Raw genomic sequence first — 21796 nt, 5'->3', positions numbered from 1 at the left:
TTAGTCCTCTAAAGGAATAAAGTTCCCAACGATTTTCCCTATAATGCGAGGATTCTCATCATAAGGTGCAAACTTATCTGAATAGTTCCGATTGAGTGAAACTAAACGAAGTCCATTTTCTTCACGATATACTTTCTTAATATAGGTTTGACCATCCCAATCTATCGCATAAATAGCTCCATCATAATCAAATCCTGTTTGCTTAATAAGGGCTACAGAACCATTTTCATATGTCGGTTCCATTGAATTACCAAACACCCATGATGCAAAGTCATAATCAAATTGATGATTGAAGTAAACTGTATCGTAATTACCATCATCAAAATAAGCTGTTCCTGTACCAGCTGATAATTTTTCATAGACCTTATAAGCAAATCGTTCAGAAACTTCTACAACTTTAGAGTTTTGATTGTTCAATAAGTCTTTTGCATAATGAAGTGTCGCTTTTTGATTCTTTTCAGTTAGCTTGAGATAAGTTTCTACTATTTCATACTCTGATTCAAAATATCGAGGGTCTACATTAAAAATCTCACTCAATTTGCTTAGATTATTTTGATTCGGTTTTGTTTTACCTGATTCCCAATTAAAGTACGAAGCTCTACTAATTCCCAAACTGGATGCAAGTTGAGATTGAGATAAGCCCTGACTCTCTCTTTTTTCTTTTAATTTAGTAGGTGAAAACATCTTTTCTCCTTTGTAAGTTTATTAACTAACAAAAGAATACCATAGCTTCTTGAAAAAATCAAGAGTTTAATAAACCCCAAAGATTTAAAATAATCATAAACTGCGCTAAATTTGTACTTATATTGTTAGGGAATCATGACTGAAGAATGCTAAAACTTTTGAAAAAATATGAAGAAGAAAATAGAGAGTATAAAAAAGGATCGTTATTTTTTAATTGACGATCCAATAGACTTTATTTTAAAAATCTAACTCTACAAACCATTTCGATTAGTTAAATCTTTCAATCTTTCTTCTCCAGATTTAAGCATCTCTTTCTCCACTTGATTCCATTCTCCAAATAGTAAATCATGAAGAACGGTTGCTGCTGAAGTTGTATTTTCTTTTGAATCATATACACAACTTCTATCTCGTTGATAAATTTGAATTCTTTCAAAGATAGCTAGTTCTTCCAATTGTCGTGTATTATCAACTAGATGATTTACAATCAAATCATGATGTTCTCTTGGAGTTGCGCGTGCTTGATTTGGATTGATAGCGTACAGTTCTTCGTATCGGATAAGAGTGCTCAGATAGGACAATTCGGGCTTTGTTCCAATTAAGGCTAATTGTACTTCATATCCCTTACTTTTCAAGAGTTGTGCCGTTTTCTTTGGAACATCAATCGTTCGTAAAGTTCCCTCTATCAAAAGATTGTATCCCAAATTACTCAATTCTGTTACTAAAGACTCTACCATTTTACCTGCAAAATCTTTGGTGTATTCAACACTATCTTTGCCATATTCTTGCTGCAGTTCTAAATAGTGTGGATGTTGAGAGCGAAAACTATCGCCATCTATGATAACAATATTTCCTTGAAATTCTTTCTGTTTAATACGATGAATTGTAGTCTTACCAGCACCACTTTGCCCTCCAAGCAAAATCGCTATAGGTTGCTTACTGGACTTTTTTCCTCTTGTCAGAGAACGAAGATTCCGTGCTAGAGCATGTTTGAATTCACTATCAGTATAATCTTGGATTTCCATTAGGCTACCATCCGTTTTTCAGATATCTCTAACATACGTTCAATTCCATCCAAATAGCCGCTATACCTCTCTATTTCATCAAAATTATCTACTAAATAGATATTCGTATGAATCAAGTCAGATAGATCATCACTCATTAAAATCCAAGGATTAGATTCATCATCAATGCTAATTCCCTGACTATCTTGATAACGATAGAGTCGTGATAATAGATTAGCTCCTCTTTCTTTCACAATTTCAATTTTTAAAGTCAATTCATAATCTTCAACAGGATTGAGCATTTTATCTTCTCCTACAATATCGACATAAGATACATTAAACTTCTGACAAATGATGTCTATTAGTTCCGTAGAGACTGAACTCGTTCCATTTTCATACCGGCTCAAGCTATTTCGAGAAATTCCTACAATTCGGGCAAAGTCGTCTTGTGTTAAGTCATGTGTTTTACGTAAGGATTTTATGTTCTTTCCAATCATGGCAAACTCCTTTTATTTTTATACCACCATTATAACATTTAGAAAAAGTAAATGCACCATTTTTGGTGCATTATTGGCTGTTTTTCCTAAATCTCTCTAAATTCTTCTCCAATTGTTCCTTATGAAGTTGATTCTTAGCTTCCTTTAATGTGTCGTCCAAAGTTTCTTCTCTGTAAGTTGCTTCTGTTTTTAGTTGTTGTGATTCTTGATTTGGAGTGAAAATGATATCTAGCAGTCGGTCTATTTTTTCAAGATCTTGGACAGACATATCAGATAGTCTATGAATCAGCTTTTTAAATACATCACTATTGTCGTGATTTTTCTTAAAAAATGTTGTAAACATCTATAACCTCTCAAAAAAAGCAGCCTATCAGGACTGCTTAGTGTAATTCGGAAATCGCATCATAAATGGACTGCAATTTCTTATTGTCTTTATTCTTTGTGTCGATCAACGTATGTAGCTCTTCAATTTTCTTTTGACTACTTTGAATATCGCTATTGTTATCCGCAATAAGTCTTTTAAGATGTTGCTGATAACTTGTAGTGATATCTGTCTCTTTTCCTGTTCTAACCTCTGTAACTTTAGGTTTAGAACTAGGATTTGATTCCGTCACAGGTGCTTGTTTTCGCTTTTGAAAAGCTGCTTCATAATTTACATCATTACCTCCTTGATGATTTCCAAATAAGGCCGCAATTTTATCTGGATCTTCTTGATTTTCTGATTTACTCTCTAATGGTTGATTAAAATTCCAATCTTTTGTCATTCACTCATTTCATCCTTTCTAAATTCAGAATCATCGAATTGTCTTTCTCTACCAAAGGCATGGTCAAGAGCTTCTTCAAAACTCATGTGACTAATGCTTTGACGCCTTTTGAACGTCGCAAACATCGCTGTCTCCAGTTGCTCTTTGTAAGCAGCGAGTTTTTCTGTCTCTCTTGCTACCTTGCTTTCTTGCCTAGTGACCTTTTCTTCTAAGCGTTCAATAATGGTCATATTCGATCCTCCTTCATTCTAATATTAGCTAAAACATCTTGATTTTGTTATCACAATTCTAAACATTGAGAGGTTTGTCTTACTGGTTGATTCCTCAATGTCTCTTTTGCAGTCTCGATCATCAATTGTAAATCTGATTTCTTTTCTCTAAGGACATCATTCCAGTCTACTTTTTCTTTCCCAGATTCATTATCAGGCAAATCCAGAAAAACAGGAAATCCTGATTGAGATAACTTATCAGAAAAATCTTTTCCTGCATCATCACAATCTACCGCAAGTGTCAATAAATCAGGATGATTATCGAAATAGGTGGTGGTATCACGAATTGTATTGATCAAATGCAATAACTTTGAAGGTGTTACTGTATCTAAAAATTCCAACTTCTGATTTTCTTCAGCTATTAGTCGTAAAGTTTGATAAGCAACAACAGACCTTTTTAATCCTTCCATAGATACCAAACGAACATTAGTTAGACTTTGTTGATGAAGTTCGTAATAGCTCATCAAGTCGATGAACGATTCACAAAAGACCAGTCTATTTGGTTTACCAATGTCAAAGGATATTCCAACATGTCCATGGCTTCCTTTTAGAATCGTTTTTAACCTTTCTCTAGGAAGAGAGTGATTCTTATAAATTCCTTGTAAGCTTGCTGCCTGCAGCTTGTGGCGATGATCAAAGCTTTTAAAAACGTTAACAGGTTCAACTGTTTCATTTGTTTTCCAACTAGCTTGTGCTATCAAACCTTGTTGAATCATCTTTTGTATGATTTCTTCTGAGATTCCTCTACATTCTGTTAAGTAATATCTAGTCAAACTGCAGTTAGAATCTTCTACTCTCTTTAAAGGATAATAAAATGGTCTCTCTCTTTTTTCTTGAATAGCTTCTTTTTGAAAAGGTTCTTCAGAAAGAAAGGCTAGAGCTTCTTTAAAGGAAATTCCCTTAACAAGTCGAACAAAATCAATGACATCACCTTGAATATCTCTTGAAAACCATTTAAAAGTATTGGTAGTTGAAAAAATCCGAAATGAATCGTGTTCAGGATGTTCATAGACACTGCTCGAAACTTGTTTAAAGGAGATACCTAAACGATTGGCTACATCAAGAATTGAAATTTGCTTACATTCTTCTATTCCCATGCAATATCATCATTTTGTCGTAGTATTTGGCAGTGATGGTATTGATGATGATTCTTCTAAAGTTTTAGGAGTTGCATTATCTAAATCATCTAACCCAGATTTCCAAACCTGTACTTGATTGACCAATAACTTACCTGGTAGTTTCGAATAAGACAACTTAACCGTTCTGGTTTCTGTCTGATTGGTCTTTGATTGGTTGGCATTCTTTAAATCAGATACATAGGTTACATTATAAGAGACCATAGCAATGGCTTGATTCGTAGTCTGATTGACAAAGATATCAGCTTTTTCAAAATGATAATCCAAAATATAATCCTTATACACTTGGTTCATGGCATCATTTTGACTTGACAATTCTTGAGAATAAGCTGATTCAGTCATATAAGGTTGAATACGTGTATTATTTTCTCCGAGCTTTTCTTTCGTATAGTACTGTGTCAAAAATTCTTTTACAGTATCTGATGACAAAATACTTGCTTTATCTTCTGCTTGTTTGTCCTCTACAAGTTTAGCTGCAGCCAATTCAATCTCTTTACGACTTTGTTTAGCAGTAGAATGTTGACCAGCAGTATATCCCATCATGAGAATAAAGCTAGTTGCAGCCACTGCTCCAACACTAATTAAGGCTTTAGTTTTGACTTTATTTAACATCTTAGACCTTCTTTCTATAAAAACTAGGTCAAGAATAACAAAAAGAACTTGTAAGTTTTATCACATCACAACGAAAGGTAATTCCTACATTTCAGGCGCAAAATCGTACAGTTCAGAGAAAAAAATAAAACTAGCTGTCTTTGAAGTATAATAGACTTATTGGAAAAAAATAAAATGCATACTGTACTATGCTATACTATAGTTAAGAAAACTATTTACAAAAGATCATGCAACTAACTTCTGAGAACTTTAAATTATTTATTAGTGTAAAAAAGGACACCTTCCCAACGAAGATATCCTGTCTAAATAAAGCTTATAAAACCAAACACTATAAAGGAGGACGTCCAAAAACGCTAAGTCTATAAAAACAGTTGATGCTAAACTTGCGTTATTTATTCTATTGACCAACTCTACGTCTCCTAGCTTTTGATTTTGGTCTTGGATTAGCGACAGTCACCGAACGATAATATTGGTAGAAGATACTCTTCGTTCTTCAGGTCTATTTGCCTTAGACAACTTAAAAGCAGCAAGTGTCACTATAGCTATTGATGTCATAGAAAGTCCTATTTCAACGTCCTAAAAGAAACCAAAGTAAAATTATTCAGGAAAAAAGAGACACACCATGAAGACACAAATCATACTCGATTTAACACCACTTCATGCCTGCTAATTAGTTTTTTAAGAAGGTCATACACATGATTTTACTCTTTTTAAGAAAGGATAGGTCAAGTTTGCCAGAGCAATCACTTGATTTTCTGTATTTGGATTATTTATGCATTATGAATATTCATAATATAACCTTCATTCCTGTTAAAAATTCTAAAAAGCATGTATCGACTGTAGAGGATAAGAAGTTTAATAGAGATAGTTGTAATACGTATTAAAATTGAGCGTTTAAATGCTAAGTTTAAAACTTTTCAATTTGTGGAATCATCAACTATGAGTTAAAATAATTTTCGAACAAAGGCTGTCCAAAAAACTTGATATAATGCGTTTTATTATGGGAATATTCATTTCATTTACTCCTGAAATTGAGTTTTTACCCAGACTCATTAATGTTATTGATATAATCCAATAATAATGATAATATCAAATAATAATAATAAAAAGATTTGATAGTATTTTTTCATAATCTGTCACGCTTTCTAATGATTTTTTATGGTAAATGGAGATAAATATGATTATAGGTGAAACTTATAGAAAAATACGAGAAGGAAAAGGTATTTCTATTTCTTCATTAGCAGGTGCAGAAATTTCAAAGTCTCAAATATCTAGATTTGAATTAGGAGAGACAGAAATCTCATTTTTTAAATTATTATATCTACTTGAAAAAATAGGTGTAACACTAGAGGAGTTTTTGCTTTCATGTAATAATTATCAGCCTTCAGACTTCAATACCTTGATACGCTTAGTTCAACAGGCTGCATACAATCAAGAAATCAAATCATTACTTAATATGGTAAGCAAAGAGATGGAACTGTTTAGAGAAACCAAATCTCATTATCATAAGTTAAACGCTATTTTCATTGAAAGTATTATCTATGGAATTGATAATACTCATCAATTGAGTAATCAAGACACCTCTTATCTTACTAATTATTTATTTTCTGTTGAAAACTGGGGATATTACGAAATTCTTATTCTTGGAAATTGTTGTCGAGCAATATTACCAAATTTATTATTTAGATATGCCAAAGAGGCGCTTAAAAAAGGAAAGTTGTATAGTTCTATACCTAGAAATAAACAAGCTCTCGTTCAATTACTTCTTAATTCACTTCTTATTATGATTGAAAACAGCTTATATGAGGAAGCTTTATTTTTAGAACAAGCTACTAAGAATATATTATCTAATTCCACAGATTTTTTTGAACAAACTATTCTTTTGTATTTAGAAGGATTTTTTGAACTTAAATTTCATCATAATCAAAAATCAATTTTAAAAATAGAAGATGCTTTAAAAATTTTTGAATTATTCAATAAAACATTATACAAAAATTATAAAGATTACTACAAAAAAAATATTATCATTTTATTACAATGTGGTAATTCCTATTTTGAATAATTGCTTTTTTTGAAAAACTTTTTAATTCATCTAAAGAAATCAATTCCAGCTCTTCAGCAATACTATCCCAACTTGGAATATCAAATAATTTTTCTCTACAAATTGTTTTTAAATATTCATTTTTATTAACTTCACAATTTATGTACAATTCATTGATTACTCTTTTTTTAGCCTTATAAAATAATAGTTCATCAGATAAATCGGATTCATTAACAAGATTGTTCTCCAGTGTTTTAATCAATTTTTTCTTATAGATTGTAGGTGTTATAGTTACTATTTTTAGTAAAGTCATATTACTATAAAATATTGGGTATGATACAATACTATATATCCATTGCTTTTGTGTCCTTAACTTATGGCCTAATAATGAATCTTTAATACCAGTTAACATCGAGTTTAAGATACTTAACATTGCCATTTCATGAGATGATGCTACCATACCAGATATATCTAGATACATAGAAATTTCAGAAAGTTCTTGTTGTTTATCTAATTCCGTTAAACCAGTTGAAAAAGCCGGAGAGTTAATTTCTACAGATGATCCACTTAAAGGTAACATATTTTCAATACTTATGATTTCACTTTGTAGAAAACTTGGACCAGCAATAGCAATCTGGAATTCTCCTGCTTGAATATTTTTATATGAAAAATAGCATAAAAATCTAGTTATCCGCATAAAAACTGGACTTATCACACTTTATCAAGGTCAAAACCACTCAATTTACTACTAATTTACTACTTATGAATGAGCTTTGATACGACGATTTATCCTTGAAAAGTGAAGATATAAAGATACTTCCAATAAAATTTGAATATTTAATAGGTAGACACTTCAAAAAATGAGGTGTCTATTTTTTTACCCGATTTTGAAAGGAAGTGAACTTATGAAAACAAAAAATCAAGAATCAAAAGGTCGTTCCCCACTCTTTAAGACCATCAAACATTCATTCAGCCAATAAAAAAGAAAGGATAGGTAAAAATATGGAACTTAAATTTGTGATTCCCAACATGGAAAAAACATTCGGCAATTTAGAATTTGCTGGCGAGGATAAAGTCGTTCAGCGAAGAATCAACGGACGGCTAACTGTCTTATCAAGAAGCTATAATCTCTATTCTGATGTTCAAAGAGCAGATGATATTGTGGTGGTGCTTCCTGCTGAAGCTGGCGAAAAACATTTCGGCTTTGAGGAACGTGTGAAGTTAGTCAATCCACGTATTACCGCAGAGGGCTACAAAATCGGCACTCGTGGTTTTACAAATTACCTTTTACATGCTGACGACATGATAAAAGAATAAAGAAAGAGAGGAAAAATGATGAGATTAGCAAATGGCATTGTATTAGATAAAGACACGACTTTTGGAGAATTGAAATTCTCTGCTCTACGTCGTGAAGTGAGAATCCAAAATGAAGACGGGTCGGTTTCAGATGAAATCAAGGAACGTACCTATGACTTAAAATCCAAAGGACAAGGACGCATGATTCAAGTAAGTATTCCTGCCAGCGTGCCTTTGAAAGAGTTTGATTATAACGCACGGGTGGAACTTATCAATCCCATTGCGGACACCGTTGCTACTGCCACCTATCAAGGAGCAGATGTTGACTGGTATATCAAGGCAGACGATATTGTGCTGACAAAGGATTCTAGTTCATTCAAAGCTCAACCACAAGCAAAGAAAGAACCGACACAAGACAAATAGTCGCTAGGTAGAAAGGAGACTTTTTCGCATGAAACAGCGTGGTAAAAGGATTCGCCCATCTGGTAAAGATTTAGTCTTTCATTTTACGATAGCGTCACTCCTGCCTGTTTTCCTGCTGGTTGTCGGACTGTTTCATGTGAAGACAATCCAGCAGATCAACTGGCAGGATTTTAACCTATCACAAGCAGATAAGATTGACATTCCCTATTTAATTATCAGTTTCAGTGTCGCAATTCTTATCTGCTTGCTGGTAGCGTTTGTATTCAAACGGGTTCGCTATGATACGGTTAAACAACTTTACCACCGTCAAAAACTGGCAAAGATGATACTTGAAAACAAGTGGTATGAATCTGAACAGGTCAAAACAGAGGGTTTCTTTAAAGATAGTGCTGGTCGTACAAAGGAAAAGATAACCTACTTCCCTAAAATGTATTATCGACTTAAAAATGGCTTGATACAGATACGGGTGGAAATCACGCTGGGAAAATATCAAGACCAACTCTTACACTTGGAAAAGAAATTAGAGAGTGGCTTGTACTGTGAGCTGACGGATAAAGAGTTAAAGGATTCCTATGTGGAATATACTTTGCTCTATGACACCATAGCCAGTCGTATTTCTATTGATGAAGTAGAAGCTAAAGATGGTAAACTTCGCTTAATGAAAAACGTATGGTGGGAATATGATAAGCTCCCTCATATGTTGATTGCTGGTGGTACAGGTGGCGGTAAAACTTACTTTATACTGACACTGATTGAAGCCTTGCTTCATACAGATTCAAAACTGTATATTCTTGACCCGAAAAATGCTGATCTTGCGGACTTAGGTTCTGTGATGGCAAATGTCTACTATAGAAAAGAAGACTTGCTTTCTTGCATTGAAACATTCTATGAAGAAATGATGAAACGTAGTGAGGAAATGAAGCAGATGAAGAACTATAAGACTGGCAAAAATTATGCTTACTTAGGTCTCCCGGCACACTTCTTAATCTTTGATGAATACGTCGCTTTCATGGAAATGCTGGGAACAAAAGAAAACACCGCAGTTATGAATAAGCTGAAACAGATTGTCATGTTAGGTCGTCAAGCTGGCTTCTTTCTAATACTGGCTTGTCAACGTCCAGACGCAAAATATTTAGGCGACGGAATCCGTGATCAGTTTAATTTCAGAGTGGCTTTAGGTCGTATGTCTGAAATGGGCTATGGCATGATGTTTGGCAGTGACGTACAAAAGGATTTCTTCTTAAAGCGAATCAAAGGTCGTGGCTATGTTGATGTAGGAACAAGTGTCATATCAGAGTTTTATACTCCCCTTGTACCAAAAGGATATGATTTCTTGGAGGAAATTAAAAAGTTATCCAACAGCAGACAGTCCACGCAGGCGACGTGCGAAGCGGAAGTCGCAGGTGTGGACTGATCTTGCTGGCTGGTGTGGCAATAGCCACGCCAGCACTTAACCCCCCGTATCTAACAGGGGGGTACAAATCGACAGGAAACAGTCAAAAAAACATTAGAAAATCCTTTGGTTACAAGGGATTTACAAAATTTCAGCGTATGTCAAATGGGCTTTAAAAGTTGACATACGCCTTTTTGATTGGAGGGATTTTTACTGAATGAACAAACTTGGTTACAGCATTTAAAAGAAAAACGCTTGGCTTATGGACTATCTCAAAACCGTTTAGCTGTTGCGACTGGTATTACAAGGCAGTATCTAAGCGATATTGAAACAGGAAAAGTCAAGCCATCAGAGGATTTACAGCAGTCCCTTTGGGAAGCTCTGGAACGCTTCAATCCCGACGCTCCCCTTGAAATGCTGTTTGATTATGTAAGAATTCGCTTTCCGACAACAGACGTACAGCAGGTGGTCGAAAACATCTTACAACTGAAACTGTCCTATTTTCTTCATGAGGACTATGGTTTCTATTCTTATTCAGAGCATTATGCTTTAGGCGACATATTCGTCCTTTGCTCCCATGAACTGGACAAAGGAGTTCTGGTGGAATTGAAAGGTCGTGGGTGCAGACAATTTGAAAGCTATCTTCTGGCACAACAAAGAAGCTGGTATGAGTTCTTTATGGACGTTTTGGTGGCTGGCGGTGTGATGAAACGCCTTGACCTTGCCATTAACGATAAGACAGGGATTTTAAATATCCCTGTACTCACTGAAAAGTGCCAACAGGAAGAATGTATCTCCGTCTTCCGCAGTTTTAAAAGCTATCGCAGTGGCGAACTGGTACGCAAAGAGGAAAAGGAATGTATGGGAAACACCCTCTATATCGGTTCATTACAAAGTGAAGTTTATTTCTGTATCTATGAAAAGGACTACGAGCAGTACAAGAAAAATGATATTCCCATTGAAGACGCAGAAGTAAAAAACCGTTTTGAGATTCGATTGAAAAATGAGCGTGCCTATTATGCAGTCCGTGATTTACTCGTCTATGACAATCCAGAGCATACCGCCTTTAAAATTATCAATCGGTATATCCGTTTTGTAGATAAAGACGATTCCAAACCTCGTTCTGATTGGAAACTGAATGAAGAATGGGCTTGGTTTATTGGGAACAATCGTGAACGATTAAAACTAACCACAAAACCAGAGCCTTACTCCTTCCAAAGGACGCTGAACTGGCTATCTCATCAAGTTGCCCCGACCTTAAAGGTTGCGATTAAACTTGATGAAATCAACCAGACGCAGGTTGTAAAAGACATTCTCGACCATGCGAAACTGACAGACCGACACAAGCAGATTTTGAAGCAACAGTCAGTAAAAGAACAGGACGTGATAACAACAAAAAAATAACTCAAATACAAATTCATTGAATATAGAGAGGAGAACATTTTTATGAATTTTGGACAAAACCTTTATAACTGGTTTCTATCAAACGCTCAATCACTGGTGCTTTTAGCAATCGTTGTGATTGGCTTGTATCTTGGCTTCAAGCGTGAGTTTAGCAAACTGATTGGCTTTTTAATTATTGCGATTATTGCGGTTGGCTTAGTCTTCAACGCTGCTGGAGTAAAAGACATTTTACTAGAGCTATTCAATCGCATTATTGGTGCTTAAATAAAACCGTTCTTTTGTGGAATATAAGTGGTTTTCTTATGTTCCGCAAAGGAATGGTACACCAAACGAAGTGCGGTAGGGATTTTTGAATCTCTACAAAGAAAGGACGTGAATATATGGACGATATGCAAGTCTATATTGCGAATTTAGGCAAATACAATGAGGGCGAATTGGTCGGTGCGTGGTTTACCTTTCCCATTGACTTTGAGGAAGTCAAAGAGAAAATCGGCTTGAATGATGAATATGAGGAATACGCCATTCATGACTACGAGTTACCCTTTACGGTTGACGAATACACTTCCATTGGCGAACTCAATCGACTATGGGAAATGGTATCGGAATTACCCGAAGAATTACAATCGGAGCTATCTGCTCTGCTCACTCATTTTTCAAGCATTGAAGAACTAAGCGAACATCAAGAGGATATTATCATTCATTCCGATTGTGATGATATGTATGACGTGGCACGCTACTACATTGAAGAAACGGGTGCTTTAGGCGAAGTACCAGCTAGTCTTCAAAACTATATTGATTATCAAGCCTATGGTCGGGATTTAGACCTTTCAGGAACGTTTATCTCAACCAATCATGGGATTTTTGAAATCGTCTATTAAATCTGTCGGTACATTACTACTGGCAGATTTTCTATTTTACGGGGTGGCTCAATCAGCTACCCCTATTTTTTATGAAAGGATTGATTACATGAAGAAAATACGAAGCTATACCAGTATCTGGTCTGTGGAAAAGGTACTGTATTCTATCAATGATTTTAGACTTCCGTTTCCCATAACCTTTACGCAAATGACATGGTTTGTCGTGTCACTCTTTGCAGTGATGATACTTGGCAACTTGCCCCCTCTTTCCATGATAGAGGGAGCATTTCTCAAATACTTTGGGATTCCTGTGGCTTTCACATGGTTTATGTCTACAAAAACTTTTGATGGTAAAAAGCCTTATGGATTTTTGAAGTCTGTCATTGCTTATGCACTGCGACCAAAGCTGACCTATGCAGGAAAAAAAGTAACGCTTGGCAGAAACCAGCCACAAGAAGCCATTACAGCAGTTAGGAGTGAATTTTATGGCATATCCAATTAAATACATTGAAAACAATCTCGTCTGGAATAAAGACGGGGAATGTTATGCTTACTATGAGCTTGTTCCTTACAATTACTCATTTCTAAGTCCAGAACAGAAAATACAAGTGCATGATTCTTTCAGACAGCTTATCGCACAAAATCGTGATGGCAAAATTCATGCTTTACAAATCAGTACAGAATCCAGCATACGTTCTGCACAAGAGCGTTCCAAAAATGAAGTCACTGGCAAGCTCAAAGCGGTTGCCTATGACAAAATCGACCAACAGACAGACGCTTTAATATCCATGATTGGCGAAAATCAAGTGAACTACCGTTTCTTTATCGGCTTTAAGTTGCTTCTCAACGATCAGGAGTTTTCTATGAAAAGTCTTACCGTTGAAGCAAAAAATGCTTTGTCTGATTTTGTCTATGATGTGAACCATAAGCTGATGGGCGATTTTGTTAGTATGAGTAATGATGAAATCCTGCGTTTTCAGAAGATGGAAAAGCTCTTAGAAAATAAAATCTCTCGTCGTTTCAAAATCCGCAGGTTAGATAAGGACGACTTCGGCTATCTGATTGAACACCTTTACGGACAGACAGGCACTGCCTATGAAGAGTATGAGTACCATCTATCAAAGAAAAAGCTGGATAATGAAACGCTGATTAAATACTATGACTTGATTAAGCCTACTCGCTGTTTGGTGGAAGAAAAACAGCGATATTTGAAAATCCAGCAGGAAGATGAAACCGTCTATGTAGCTTACTTTACCATTAACAGCATTGTCGGAGAACTGGACTTCCCGTCCTCTGAAATCTTCTACTACCAGCAACAGCAATTTACATTCCCGATTGATACGTCAATGAATGTGGAAATTGTAGCGAATCGTAAAGCCCTATCTACTGTCCGCAATAAAAAGAAAGAACTGAAAGACTTGGATAACCACGCTTGGCAAAGTGATAATGAAACCAGCTCCAATGTGGCGGAAGCTCTGGAAAGTGTGAATGAGCTGGAAACCAATTTAGACCAAAGCAAGGAATCTATGTACAAGCTGTCTTATGTGGTAAGGGTATCAGCAAATGATCTTGACGAACTCAAACGTCGTTGTAATGAAGTGAAAGATTTTTATGACGATTTAAGCGTAAAACTGGTACGACCATTTGGGGATATGCTCGGCTTACATGAAGAATTTTTACCTGCCAGCAAGCGTTATATGAATGATTATATTCAATACGTGACCTCTGATTTCCTCGCTGGTTTAGGTTTTGGTGCTACTCAAATGCTGGGGGAAAATGAGGGGATTTATGTTGGCTACAGCTTAGATACTGGACGCAATGTCTATCTGAAACCTGCTCTTGCCAGTCAAGGGGTTAAGGGTTCAGTAACCAATGCGTTAGCGTCGGCTTTTGTTGGTTCGCTGGGTGGTGGTAAATCCTTTGCGAATAACCTTATCGTCTATTATGCGGTGCTTTATGGGGCACAAGCAGTGATTGTAGACCCAAAAGCAGAACGTGGCAGATGGAAAGAAACCTTGCCAGAGATTTCCCATGAAATCAATATCGTCACTCTGACTTCTGATGAGAAAAACAAAGGCTTACTTGACCCTTATGTGATTATGAAAAATCCCAAAGATTCTGAATCACTGGCTATTGATATTCTGACATTCCTTACGGGGATTTCCTCTCGTGATGGGGAACGCTTCCCAATCCTTAGAAAAGCCATTCGTGCAGTAACCAATAGTGAAGTACGAGGGTTGATGAAAGTGATTGAGGAATTACGGGTTGAGAATACGCCACTAAGTACCAGTATAGCCGACCATATCGAAAGTTTTACAGACTATGACTTTGCACATTTATTATTCAGTAATGGTTATGTGGAGCAGTCTATCAGCTTAGAAAAACAACTGAACATTATACAGGTTGCGGACTTGGTACTTCCCGACAAGGAAACTTCCTTTGAGGAATATACCACTATGGAGCTTTTATCCGTTGCTATGCTGATTGTCATTAGTACCTTTGCTTTAGACTTTATCCATACAGACCGAAGCATTTTCAAGATTGTAGATTTAGACGAAGCATGGAGCTTTTTACAGGTAGCACAAGGAAAAACACTATCTATGAAGCTGGTTCGGGCTGGTCGTGCTATGAACGCTGGGGTATATTTCGTGACCCAAAATACAGACGACCTCTTAGATGAAAAACTGAAAAATAACCTCGGCTTAAAATTTGCATTTCGTTCCACTGACCTTAACGAGATTAAAAAGACCTTAGCCTTTTTTGGTGTAGACCCAGAGGACGAAAACAATCAGAAGCGATTGCGTGATTTGGAAAACGGGCAATGCCTTATCAGTGATTTATATGGTCGTGTCGGTGTGATACAGTTCCACCCTGTATTTGAAGAACTGCTCCATGCCTTTGATACCAGACCACCTGTGCGAAAAGAGGTGTAAATGTGAAACCATCAATAGTAAACAGAATAAAATCAAACTGGACGCTGAAACGTCTAGGTAAAGTGGCAATGACAGTGGCTTTCACACTTGTGATTGCCATTTTTCTTTTAGCCATGCTGGGAACGGTGGTTCAAGCTGCGGGCTTGGTAGATGATACGGTCAATGTGGCAAATGAATACAGCCGATACCCACTTGAAAACTATCAACTGGATTTTTATGTGGATAATAGCTGGGGCTGGCTTCCGTGGAACTGGTCGGACGGGATTGGAAAACAGGTCATGTATGGACTATATGCCATTACCAATTTTATTTGGACAATCAGTTTGTATGTTTCCAATGCGACAGGTTACTTAGTACAGGAAGCCTATTCCTTAGACTTCATTTCCGCTACAGCAGATTCCATTGGTAAGAATATGCAGACCTTAGCTGGTGTGAGTGCAAACGGATTTTCAACAGAGGGTTTCTATGTTGGATTCCTCTTACTCTTGATTTTGGTTCTTGGGGTTTATGTTGCCTATACGGGACTGATAAAGAGAGAAACCACAAAGGCAATTCATGCCATTATGAATTTTGTGCTGGTGTTTATCCTATCGGCTTCCTTTATTGCCTACGCTCCCGACTACATTAAAAAAATCAATGACTTTTCATCAGACATCAGTAATGCCAGTTTATCACTTGGCACGAAGATTGTCATGCCCCATTCCGATAGTCAAGGCAAGGACAGCGTGGACTTAATCAGAGATAGCCTGTTTTCCATACAGGTTCAGCAACCGTGGCTACTGCTTCAATACAACAGTTCAGACATTGAAAGTATCGGTATTGACCGTGTGGAAAGCCTGCTCTCCACCAGCCCAGATTCCAACAATGGCGAAGACAGAGAAAAAATTGTTGCGGAAGAAATTGAAGACAGAAGCAATACCAATCTAACCATTACAAAGACCATTAACCGTTTAGGTACAGTCTTCTTCCTATTTGTCTTCAATATTGGGATTTCCATATTTGTATTCCTATTAACAGGAATCATGATTTTCTCGCAGGTACTTTTTATCATCTATGCTATGTTTCTGCCTGTGAGCTTTATTTTAAGCATGATTCCATCATTTGATGGTATGTCAAAACGAGCCATAACAAAGCTCTTTAATACCATTTTGACACGAGCTGGAATCACATTGATTATTACGACAGCATTTAGTATTTCAACCATGCTCTATACCTTATCGGCTGGTTATCCGTTCTTTTTGATTGCTTTTCTACAGATTGTGACCTTTGCAGGAATCTACTTCAAGCTGGGCGATTTAATGAGTATGTTTTCTCTACAGAGTAACGATTCTCAAAGTGTGGGAAGTCGTGTGATGAGAAAACCTCGTATGCTTATGCACGCTCACATGCACCGTCTACAGCGGAAACTTGGACGTTCCATGACTACTCTAGGGGCTGGGTCTGCCATTGTTACAGGTAAAAAAGGACAGTCGGGTTCGGGGAGTTCTGCAAGGACACAAGCAGATCACTCCCGACCAGACGGAAAGGAAAAATCAACACTTGGAAAACGTATCGGTCAAACCATCGGTACAGTAGCTGATACCAAAGACAGAATGGTAGACACTGCTAGTGGTTTGAAAGAACAGGTTAAAGATTTGCCGACCAATGCAAGATATGCAGTATATCAAGGAAAATCCAAAGTAAAAGAGAATGTCCGTGATTTAACCAGTAGTATTTCTCAAACCAAAGCGGACAGAGCCAGTGGACGCAAGGAACAGCAGGAACAAAGGCGAAAAACCATTGCGAAGCGTCGCTCTGAAATGGAACAGGTCAAACAGAAAAAACAGCCTGCTTCTTCTGTTCATGAAAGACCGACTACAAGACAAGAACAATATCATGATGAACAGACCTCAAAACAGTCTAATATTCATACTTCATATAAGGAATCTCAACAAGCCAAACAAGAGCGTCCAGCAGTTAAGTCCGATTTTTCAAGTCCAAAAGTGGAACGCCAAGGCAATACCGTTCAAGAAAAAACCGTTCAAAAGCCAGCAACTTCAACCACTACAGCAGATAGAACTTCACAACGTCCAATCACAAAAGAACGTCCGTCTACTGTTCAAAGAGTACCACTACAAAATACAAGAAGTAGACCACCAATCAAAACCGCCACCATTAAGAAAGTCGGTAAGAAACCATGAAGTTGAAAACTTTAGTGATTGGTGGTTCTGGATTATTCTTGATGGTCTTCTCACTGCTTCTGTTTGTTGCCATTTTATTTTCAGATGAACAGGACAGCGGAATTTCCAATATTCATTATGGAGGTGTGAATGTTTCCGCAGAAGTGCTGGCTCATAAGCCTATGGTAGAAAAATATGCCAAAGAATATGGCGTTGAAGAATATGTCAACATACTTCTTGCGATTATACAGGTGGAATCGGGCGGTACTGCGGAAGATGTTATGCAGTCCTCGGAATCCCTCGGTCTTCCACCTAATTCATTGAGTACAGAAGAATCCATTAAGCAAGGTGTGAAGTATTTCAGTGAATTATTAGCCAGTAGCGAAAGGCTCAGTGTAGATTTAGAATCGGTTATCCAGTCCTACAATTATGGTGGTGGTTTCTTAGGGTATGTGGCTAATCGTGGAAATAAATATACCTTTGAACTGGCTCAAAGTTTCTCAAAAGAGTATTCAGGTGGCGAAAAAGTGTCTTACCCCAATCCCATAGCCATACCTATCAATGGGGGCTGGCGATACAACTATGGCAATATGTTTTATGTGCAACTGGTAACGCAGTATCTTGTCACAACAGAGTTTGATGATGATACGGTACAAGCCATCATGGACGAAGCACTGAAATATGAGGGCTGGCGATACGTTTACGGTGGAGCTTCCCCGACTACTTCTTTTGATTGTAGCGGACTGACACAATGGACGTATGGAAAAGCTGGAATTAACTTACCACGAACCGCACAACAGCAATATGATGTGACCCAGCATATCCCACTATCGGAAGCACAAGCTGGCGATTTGGTTTTCTTTCATTCTACCTATAACGCTGGCTCTTATATTACTCATGTTGGGATATACCTTGGCAATAACCGTATGTTTCATGCAGGCGACCCAATCGGTTATGCCGACTTAACAAGCCCCTACTGGCAACAGCATTTAGTGGGAGCAGGACGAATCAAACAATGAGAAAGGAAGATTTAATGATGAAATTTAGAAAAAATCAGAATAAAGAAAAACAGATACCAAAGGAAAAGAAACCTCGTGTCTATAAGGTCAATCCTCATAAAAAGGTTGTGATTGCCTTGTGGGTACTTTTAGGGCTTAGTTTCAGCTTTGCGATATTCAAGCACTTTACAGCTATAGATACTCATACTATTCACGAAACAACTATCATAGAAAAGGAATACGTTGATACTCATCATGTAGAAAATTTTGTAGAGAACTTTGCGAAAGTCTACTATTCATGGGAGCAATCCGATAAGTCCATTGATAATCGAATGGAAAGTCTAAAAGGCTATCTGACAGATGAACTTCAAGCTCTCAATGTTGATACAGTACGCAAAGATATTCCTGTATCGTCTTCTGTAAGAGGATTTCAGATATGGACGGTAGAGCCAACTGGCGACAATGAGTTTAATGTAACCTACAGTGTAGACCAGCTCATTACAGAGGGAGAAAATACAAAGACCGTCCACTCTGCTTATATAGTGAGTGTCTATGTAGATGGTTCTGGAAATATGGTACTGGTTAAGAATCCGACCATTACCAACATACCTAAGAAATCAAGTTATAAACCAAAAGCCATTGAAAGTGAGGGGACGGTTGATTCCATTACAACCAATGAAATCAATGAGTTTTTAACGACGTTCTTCAAGCTCTATCCTACAGCGACAGCCAGTGAACTTTCCTACTATGTGAATGACGGGATATTAAAACCAATCGGAAAAGAGTACATCTTTCAAGAACTGGTAAATCCTATTCACAATCGTAAGGATAATCAAGTCACGGTATCGCTGACAGTGGAGTATATCGACCAGCAGACCAAAGCAACGCAGGTATCTCAATTTGATTTGGTACTTGAAAAGAACGGGAGTAATTGGAAGATTGTAAAATAACAAATATTGGTACATGATTACAGATACTTTGTAATCATGTACTCTTTTTGATAAAAAATTGGAGATTCCTTTACAAATATGCTCTTACGTGCTATTATTTAAGTGACTATTTAAAAGGAGATAATAAATATGCGGCAAGGTATTCTTAAATAAACTGTCAATTTGATAGCGGAAACAAATAATTAGATGTCCTTTTTTAGGAGGGCTTAGTTTTTTGTACCCAGTTTAAGAATACCTTTATCATGTGATTCTAAAGTATCCAGAGAATATCTGTATGCTTTGTATACCTATGGTTATGCATAAAAATCCCAGTGATAAAAGTATTTATCACTGGGATTTTTATGCCCTTTTGGGTTTTTGAATGGAGGAAAATCACATGAAAATTATTAATATTGGAGTTTTAGCTCATGTTGATGCAGGAAAAACTACCTTAACAGAAAGCTTATTATATAACAGTGGAGCGATTACAGAATTAGGAAGCGTGGACAAAGGTACAACGAGGACGGATAATACGCTTTTAGAACGTCAGAGAGGAATTACAATTCAGACAGGAATAACCTCTTTTCAGTGGGAAAATACGAAGGTGAACATCATAGACACGCCAGGACATATGGATTTCTTAGCAGAAGTATATCGTTCATTATCAGTTTTAGATGGGGCAATTCTACTGATTTCTGCAAAAGATGGCGTACAAGCACAAACTCGTATATTATTTCATGCACTTAGGAAAATGGGGATTCCCACAATCTTTTTTATCAATAAGATTGACCAAAATGGAATTGATTTATCAACGGTTTATCAGGATATTAAAGAGAAACTTTCTGCCGAAATTGTAATCAAACAGAAGGTAGAACTGTATCCTAATATGTGTGTGACGAACTTTACCGAATCTGAACAATGGGATACGGTAATAGAGGGAAACGATGACCTTTTAGAGAAATATATGTCCGGTAAATCATTAGAAGCATTGGAACTCGAACAAGAGGAAAGCATAAGATTTCATAATTGTTCCCTGTTCCCTGTTTATCACGGAAGTGCAAAAAACAATATAGGGATTGATAACCTTATAGAAGTGATTACGAATAAATTTTATTCATCAACACATCGAGGTCCGTCTGAACTTTGCGGAAATGTTTTCAAAATTGAATATACAAAAAAAAGACAACGTCTTGCATATATACGCCTTTATAGTGGAGTACTACATTTACGAGATTCGGTTAGAGTATCAGAAAAAGAAAAAATAAAAGTTACAGAAATGTATACTTCAATAAATGGTGAATTATGTAAGATTGATAGAGCTTATTCTGGAGAAATTGTTATTTTGCAAAATGAGTTTTTGAAGTTAAATAGTGTTCTTGGAGATACAAAACTATTGCCACAGAGAAAAAAGATTGAAAATCCGCACCCTCTACTACAAACAACTGTTGAACCGAGTAAACCTGAACAGAGAGAAATGTTGCTTGATGCCCTTTTGGAAATCTCAGATAGTGATCCGCTTCTACGATATTACGTGGATTCTACGACACATGAAATTATACTTTCTTTCTTAGGGAAAGTACAAATGGAAGTGATTAGTGCACTGTTGCAAGAAAAGTATCATGTGGAGATAGAACTAAAAGAGCCTACAGTCATTTATATGGAGAGACCGTTAAAAAATGCAGAATATACCATTCACATCGAAGTGCCGCCAAATCCTTTCTGGGCTTCCATTGGTTTATCTGTATCACCGCTTCCGTTGGGAAGTGGAATGCAGTATGAGAGCTCGGTTTCTCTTGGATACTTAAATCAATCATTTCAAAATGCAGTTATGGAAGGGATACGCTATGGTTGCGAACAAGGATTATATGGTTGGAATGTGACGGATTGTAAAATCTGTTTTAAGTATGGCTTATACTATAGCCCTGTTAGTACCCCAGCAGATTTTCGGATGCTTGCTCCTATTGTATTGGAACAAGTCTTAAAAAAAGCTGGAACAGAATTGTTAGAGCCATATCTTAGTTTTAAAATTTATGCGCCACAGGAATATCTTTCACGAGCATACAACGATGCTCCTAAATATTGTGCGAACATCGTAGACACTCAATTGAAAAATAATGAGGTCATTCTTAGTGGAGAAATCCCTGCTCGGTGTATTCAAGAATATCGTAGTGATTTAACTTTCTTTACAAATGGACGTAGTGTTTGTTTAACAGAGTTAAAAGGGTACCATGTTACTACCGGTGAACCTGTTTGCCAGCCCCGTCGTCCAAATAGTCGGATAGATAAAGTACGATATATGTTCAATAAAATAACTTAGTGTATTTTATGTTGTTATATAAATATGGTTTCTTGTTAAATAAGATGAAATATTTTTTAATAAAGATTTGAATTAAAGTGTAA

Annotated in this window: 22 protein-coding genes and 1 pseudogene; 14 read left to right on the top strand and 9 right to left on the bottom strand. The window is 36.6% G+C overall.

What is annotated here, in order from left to right; all coding sequences use genetic code 11:
- From FQT24_RS02820 to FQT24_RS02785, 8 genes are all read right to left on the bottom strand, one after another.
- Window positions 1-684 carry a LexA family transcriptional regulator gene (locus FQT24_RS02820; RefSeq protein WP_061425188.1) on the bottom strand — a complete coding sequence of 228 codons (684 nt, stop codon included), beginning with the start codon at window positions 682-684 and terminating at the stop codon, window positions 1-3.
- A gap of 251 nt (window positions 685-935) precedes the next feature.
- On the bottom strand, window positions 936-1706 hold the full coding sequence (pezT, locus tag FQT24_RS02815; RefSeq protein WP_143952098.1) for a type II toxin-antitoxin system toxin PezT: 771 nt from the start codon (window positions 1704-1706) through the stop codon (window positions 936-938).
- Complete coding sequence (pezA, locus tag FQT24_RS02810; protein WP_022524938.1) at window positions 1706-2182, bottom strand: type II toxin-antitoxin system antitoxin PezA; 477 nt, start codon at window positions 2180-2182, stop codon at window positions 1706-1708. The genes pezT and pezA overlap by 1 nt, the downstream gene beginning before the upstream one ends.
- A 70-nt stretch (window positions 2183-2252) precedes the next feature.
- A complete protein-coding gene (locus tag FQT24_RS02805) occupies window positions 2253-2525 on the bottom strand; it encodes a hypothetical protein (protein ID WP_000495446.1) in 273 nt (90 codons plus the stop codon).
- 37 nt (window positions 2526-2562) lie between these two features.
- Window positions 2563-2946: a DUF5945 family protein gene (locus tag FQT24_RS02800; RefSeq protein WP_000159212.1), complete on the bottom strand. Its 384-nt coding sequence runs from the start codon at window positions 2944-2946 to the stop codon at window positions 2563-2565.
- Window positions 2943-3176 (bottom strand): DUF5965 family protein, encoded by a 234-nt coding sequence (locus FQT24_RS02795; RefSeq protein WP_000152422.1) that lies wholly within the window; start codon window positions 3174-3176, stop codon window positions 2943-2945. The genes FQT24_RS02800 and FQT24_RS02795 overlap by 4 nt, the downstream gene beginning before the upstream one ends.
- 50 nt (window positions 3177-3226) lie before the next feature.
- On the bottom strand, window positions 3227-4312 hold the full coding sequence (locus tag FQT24_RS02790; RefSeq protein ID WP_143952097.1) for a thioredoxin domain-containing protein: 1086 nt from the start codon (window positions 4310-4312) through the stop codon (window positions 3227-3229).
- Between the two features lie 9 nt (window positions 4313-4321).
- Entirely contained in the window at window positions 4322-4963 is a 642-nt protein-coding gene (locus FQT24_RS02785) for a hypothetical protein (protein ID WP_050078401.1), read from the bottom strand.
- Between the two features lie 1177 nt (window positions 4964-6140).
- On the opposite strand from FQT24_RS02785, the gene FQT24_RS02780 reads away from it, so the two are divergent.
- Window positions 6141-7025 (top strand): helix-turn-helix domain-containing protein, encoded by an 885-nt coding sequence (locus FQT24_RS02780; protein ID WP_000583376.1) that lies wholly within the window; start codon window positions 6141-6143, stop codon window positions 7023-7025.
- Here FQT24_RS02780 and FQT24_RS02775 read toward each other — a convergent pair.
- Window positions 6988-7701 (bottom strand): insulinase family protein, encoded by a 714-nt coding sequence (locus FQT24_RS02775; RefSeq protein WP_001223336.1) that lies wholly within the window; start codon window positions 7699-7701, stop codon window positions 6988-6990. The two genes, FQT24_RS02780 and FQT24_RS02775, sit on opposite strands and share 38 nt — an antisense overlap.
- Window positions 7702-8006: 305 nt before the next feature.
- Between FQT24_RS02775 and FQT24_RS02765 the strand changes: the two genes are divergently transcribed.
- The 13 genes and pseudogenes from FQT24_RS02765 to tet(M) all read left to right on the top strand — a co-directional run bounded on the left by FQT24_RS02765 (window position 8007) and on the right by tet(M) (window position 21713).
- Window positions 8007-8321 carry a YdcP family protein gene (locus FQT24_RS02765; RefSeq protein ID WP_000420682.1) on the top strand — a complete coding sequence of 105 codons (315 nt, stop codon included), beginning with the start codon at window positions 8007-8009 and terminating at the stop codon, window positions 8319-8321.
- A gap of 15 nt (window positions 8322-8336) precedes the next feature.
- Window positions 8337-8723 carry a YdcP family protein gene (locus FQT24_RS02760; RefSeq protein WP_000985015.1) on the top strand — a complete coding sequence of 129 codons (387 nt, stop codon included), beginning with the start codon at window positions 8337-8339 and terminating at the stop codon, window positions 8721-8723.
- A 28-nt stretch (window positions 8724-8751) separates the two neighbouring features.
- The gene (locus FQT24_RS02755; RefSeq protein ID WP_000813488.1) at window positions 8752-10137 is read left to right on the top strand and encodes an FtsK/SpoIIIE domain-containing protein; all 1386 of its coding nucleotides are present in this window, start codon (window positions 8752-8754) and stop codon (window positions 10135-10137) included.
- 177 nt (window positions 10138-10314) lie between these two features.
- Complete coding sequence (gene mobT / locus FQT24_RS02745) at window positions 10315-11520, top strand: MobT family relaxase (protein ID WP_000398284.1); 1206 nt, start codon at window positions 10315-10317, stop codon at window positions 11518-11520.
- 42 nt (window positions 11521-11562) lie between these two features.
- Window positions 11563-11784 (top strand): hypothetical protein, encoded by a 222-nt coding sequence (locus FQT24_RS02740; protein ID WP_001009056.1) that lies wholly within the window; start codon window positions 11563-11565, stop codon window positions 11782-11784.
- Window positions 11785-11900: 116 nt separating this feature from the next.
- Window positions 11901-12398 carry an antirestriction protein ArdA gene (locus FQT24_RS02735; protein ID WP_000342539.1) on the top strand — a complete coding sequence of 166 codons (498 nt, stop codon included), beginning with the start codon at window positions 11901-11903 and terminating at the stop codon, window positions 12396-12398.
- 88 nt (window positions 12399-12486) lie between these two features.
- The gene (locus FQT24_RS02730) at window positions 12487-12879 is read left to right on the top strand and encodes a conjugal transfer protein (RefSeq protein ID WP_000723888.1); all 393 of its coding nucleotides are present in this window, start codon (window positions 12487-12489) and stop codon (window positions 12877-12879) included.
- Window positions 12863-15310, top strand: coding sequence for a conjugal transfer ATPase TcpF (tcpF, locus tag FQT24_RS02725; RefSeq protein ID WP_000331160.1), 2448 nt, complete (start codon window positions 12863-12865; stop codon window positions 15308-15310). The genes FQT24_RS02730 and tcpF overlap by 17 nt, the downstream gene beginning before the upstream one ends.
- 2 nt (window positions 15311-15312) lie before the next feature.
- Window positions 15313-17490: a CD3337/EF1877 family mobilome membrane protein gene (locus FQT24_RS02720; RefSeq protein WP_143952096.1), complete on the top strand. Its 2178-nt coding sequence runs from the start codon at window positions 15313-15315 to the stop codon at window positions 17488-17490.
- A complete protein-coding gene (locus FQT24_RS02715; protein WP_000769868.1) occupies window positions 17487-18488 on the top strand; it encodes a bifunctional lytic transglycosylase/C40 family peptidase in 1002 nt (333 codons plus the stop codon). Before FQT24_RS02720 ends, FQT24_RS02715 begins: the two co-directional genes overlap by 4 nt.
- Window positions 18485-19417, top strand: a complete 933-nt coding sequence (locus FQT24_RS02710; RefSeq protein ID WP_001224319.1) for a conjugal transfer protein — start codon at window positions 18485-18487, stop codon at window positions 19415-19417. The genes FQT24_RS02715 and FQT24_RS02710 overlap by 4 nt, the downstream gene beginning before the upstream one ends.
- Window positions 19418-19730: 313 nt before the next feature.
- Window positions 19731-19778, top strand: a pseudogene (locus tag FQT24_RS11220) (hypothetical protein); the annotation flags it as partial.
- Between the two features lie 15 nt (window positions 19779-19793).
- On the top strand, window positions 19794-21713 hold the full coding sequence (gene tet(M) / locus FQT24_RS02695) for a tetracycline resistance ribosomal protection protein Tet(M) (RefSeq protein WP_000691727.1): 1920 nt from the start codon (window positions 19794-19796) through the stop codon (window positions 21711-21713).
- Window positions 21714-21796: the final 83 nt, after the last annotated feature.

Origin of the sequence: Streptococcus mitis (assembly GCF_901542415.1) — a bacterium.
GTDB classification, from domain to species: Bacteria; Bacillota; Bacilli; order Lactobacillales; family Streptococcaceae; genus Streptococcus; species Streptococcus mitis_BL.
The sequence above is the reverse complement of the archived record's forward strand: the minus strand, read 5'-3'. Positions and strand labels throughout refer to the sequence as shown.

What these genes read in the sequence shown, in the direction of transcription:
- FQT24_RS02820 (WP_061425188.1), bottom strand. Translation starts at nt 684, where the DNA reads ATGTTTTCACCTACTAAATTAAAAGAAAAAAGAGAGAGTCAGGGCTTA.
- pezT (WP_143952098.1), bottom strand. Translation starts at nt 1,706, where the DNA reads ATGGAAATCCAAGATTATACTGATAGTGAATTCAAACATGCTCTAGCA.
- pezA (WP_022524938.1), bottom strand. Translation starts at nt 2,182, where the DNA reads ATGATTGGAAAGAACATAAAATCCTTACGTAAAACACATGACTTAACA.
- FQT24_RS02805 (WP_000495446.1), bottom strand. Translation starts at nt 2,525, where the DNA reads ATGTTTACAACATTTTTTAAGAAAAATCACGACAATAGTGATGTATTT.
- FQT24_RS02800 (WP_000159212.1), bottom strand. Translation starts at nt 2,946, where the DNA reads ATGACAAAAGATTGGAATTTTAATCAACCATTAGAGAGTAAATCAGAA.
- FQT24_RS02795 (WP_000152422.1), bottom strand. Translation starts at nt 3,176, where the DNA reads ATGACCATTATTGAACGCTTAGAAGAAAAGGTCACTAGGCAAGAAAGC.
- FQT24_RS02790 (WP_143952097.1), bottom strand. Translation starts at nt 4,312, where the DNA reads ATGGGAATAGAAGAATGTAAGCAAATTTCAATTCTTGATGTAGCCAAT.
- FQT24_RS02785 (WP_050078401.1), bottom strand. Translation starts at nt 4,963, where the DNA reads ATGTTAAATAAAGTCAAAACTAAAGCCTTAATTAGTGTTGGAGCAGTG.
- FQT24_RS02780 (WP_000583376.1), top strand. Translation starts at nt 6,141, where the DNA reads ATGATTATAGGTGAAACTTATAGAAAAATACGAGAAGGAAAAGGTATT.
- FQT24_RS02775 (WP_001223336.1), bottom strand. Translation starts at nt 7,701, where the DNA reads ATGCGGATAACTAGATTTTTATGCTATTTTTCATATAAAAATATTCAA.
- FQT24_RS02765 (WP_000420682.1), top strand. Translation starts at nt 8,007, where the DNA reads ATGGAACTTAAATTTGTGATTCCCAACATGGAAAAAACATTCGGCAAT.
- FQT24_RS02760 (WP_000985015.1), top strand. Translation starts at nt 8,337, where the DNA reads ATGATGAGATTAGCAAATGGCATTGTATTAGATAAAGACACGACTTTT.
- FQT24_RS02755 (WP_000813488.1), top strand. Translation starts at nt 8,752, where the DNA reads ATGAAACAGCGTGGTAAAAGGATTCGCCCATCTGGTAAAGATTTAGTC.
- FQT24_RS02740 (WP_001009056.1), top strand. Translation starts at nt 11,563, where the DNA reads ATGAATTTTGGACAAAACCTTTATAACTGGTTTCTATCAAACGCTCAA.
- FQT24_RS02735 (WP_000342539.1), top strand. Translation starts at nt 11,901, where the DNA reads ATGGACGATATGCAAGTCTATATTGCGAATTTAGGCAAATACAATGAG.
- FQT24_RS02730 (WP_000723888.1), top strand. Translation starts at nt 12,487, where the DNA reads ATGAAGAAAATACGAAGCTATACCAGTATCTGGTCTGTGGAAAAGGTA.
- tcpF (WP_000331160.1), top strand. Translation starts at nt 12,863, where the DNA reads ATGGCATATCCAATTAAATACATTGAAAACAATCTCGTCTGGAATAAA.
- FQT24_RS02715 (WP_000769868.1), top strand. Translation starts at nt 17,487, where the DNA reads ATGAAGTTGAAAACTTTAGTGATTGGTGGTTCTGGATTATTCTTGATG.
- FQT24_RS02710 (WP_001224319.1), top strand. Translation starts at nt 18,485, where the DNA reads ATGAGAAAGGAAGATTTAATGATGAAATTTAGAAAAAATCAGAATAAA.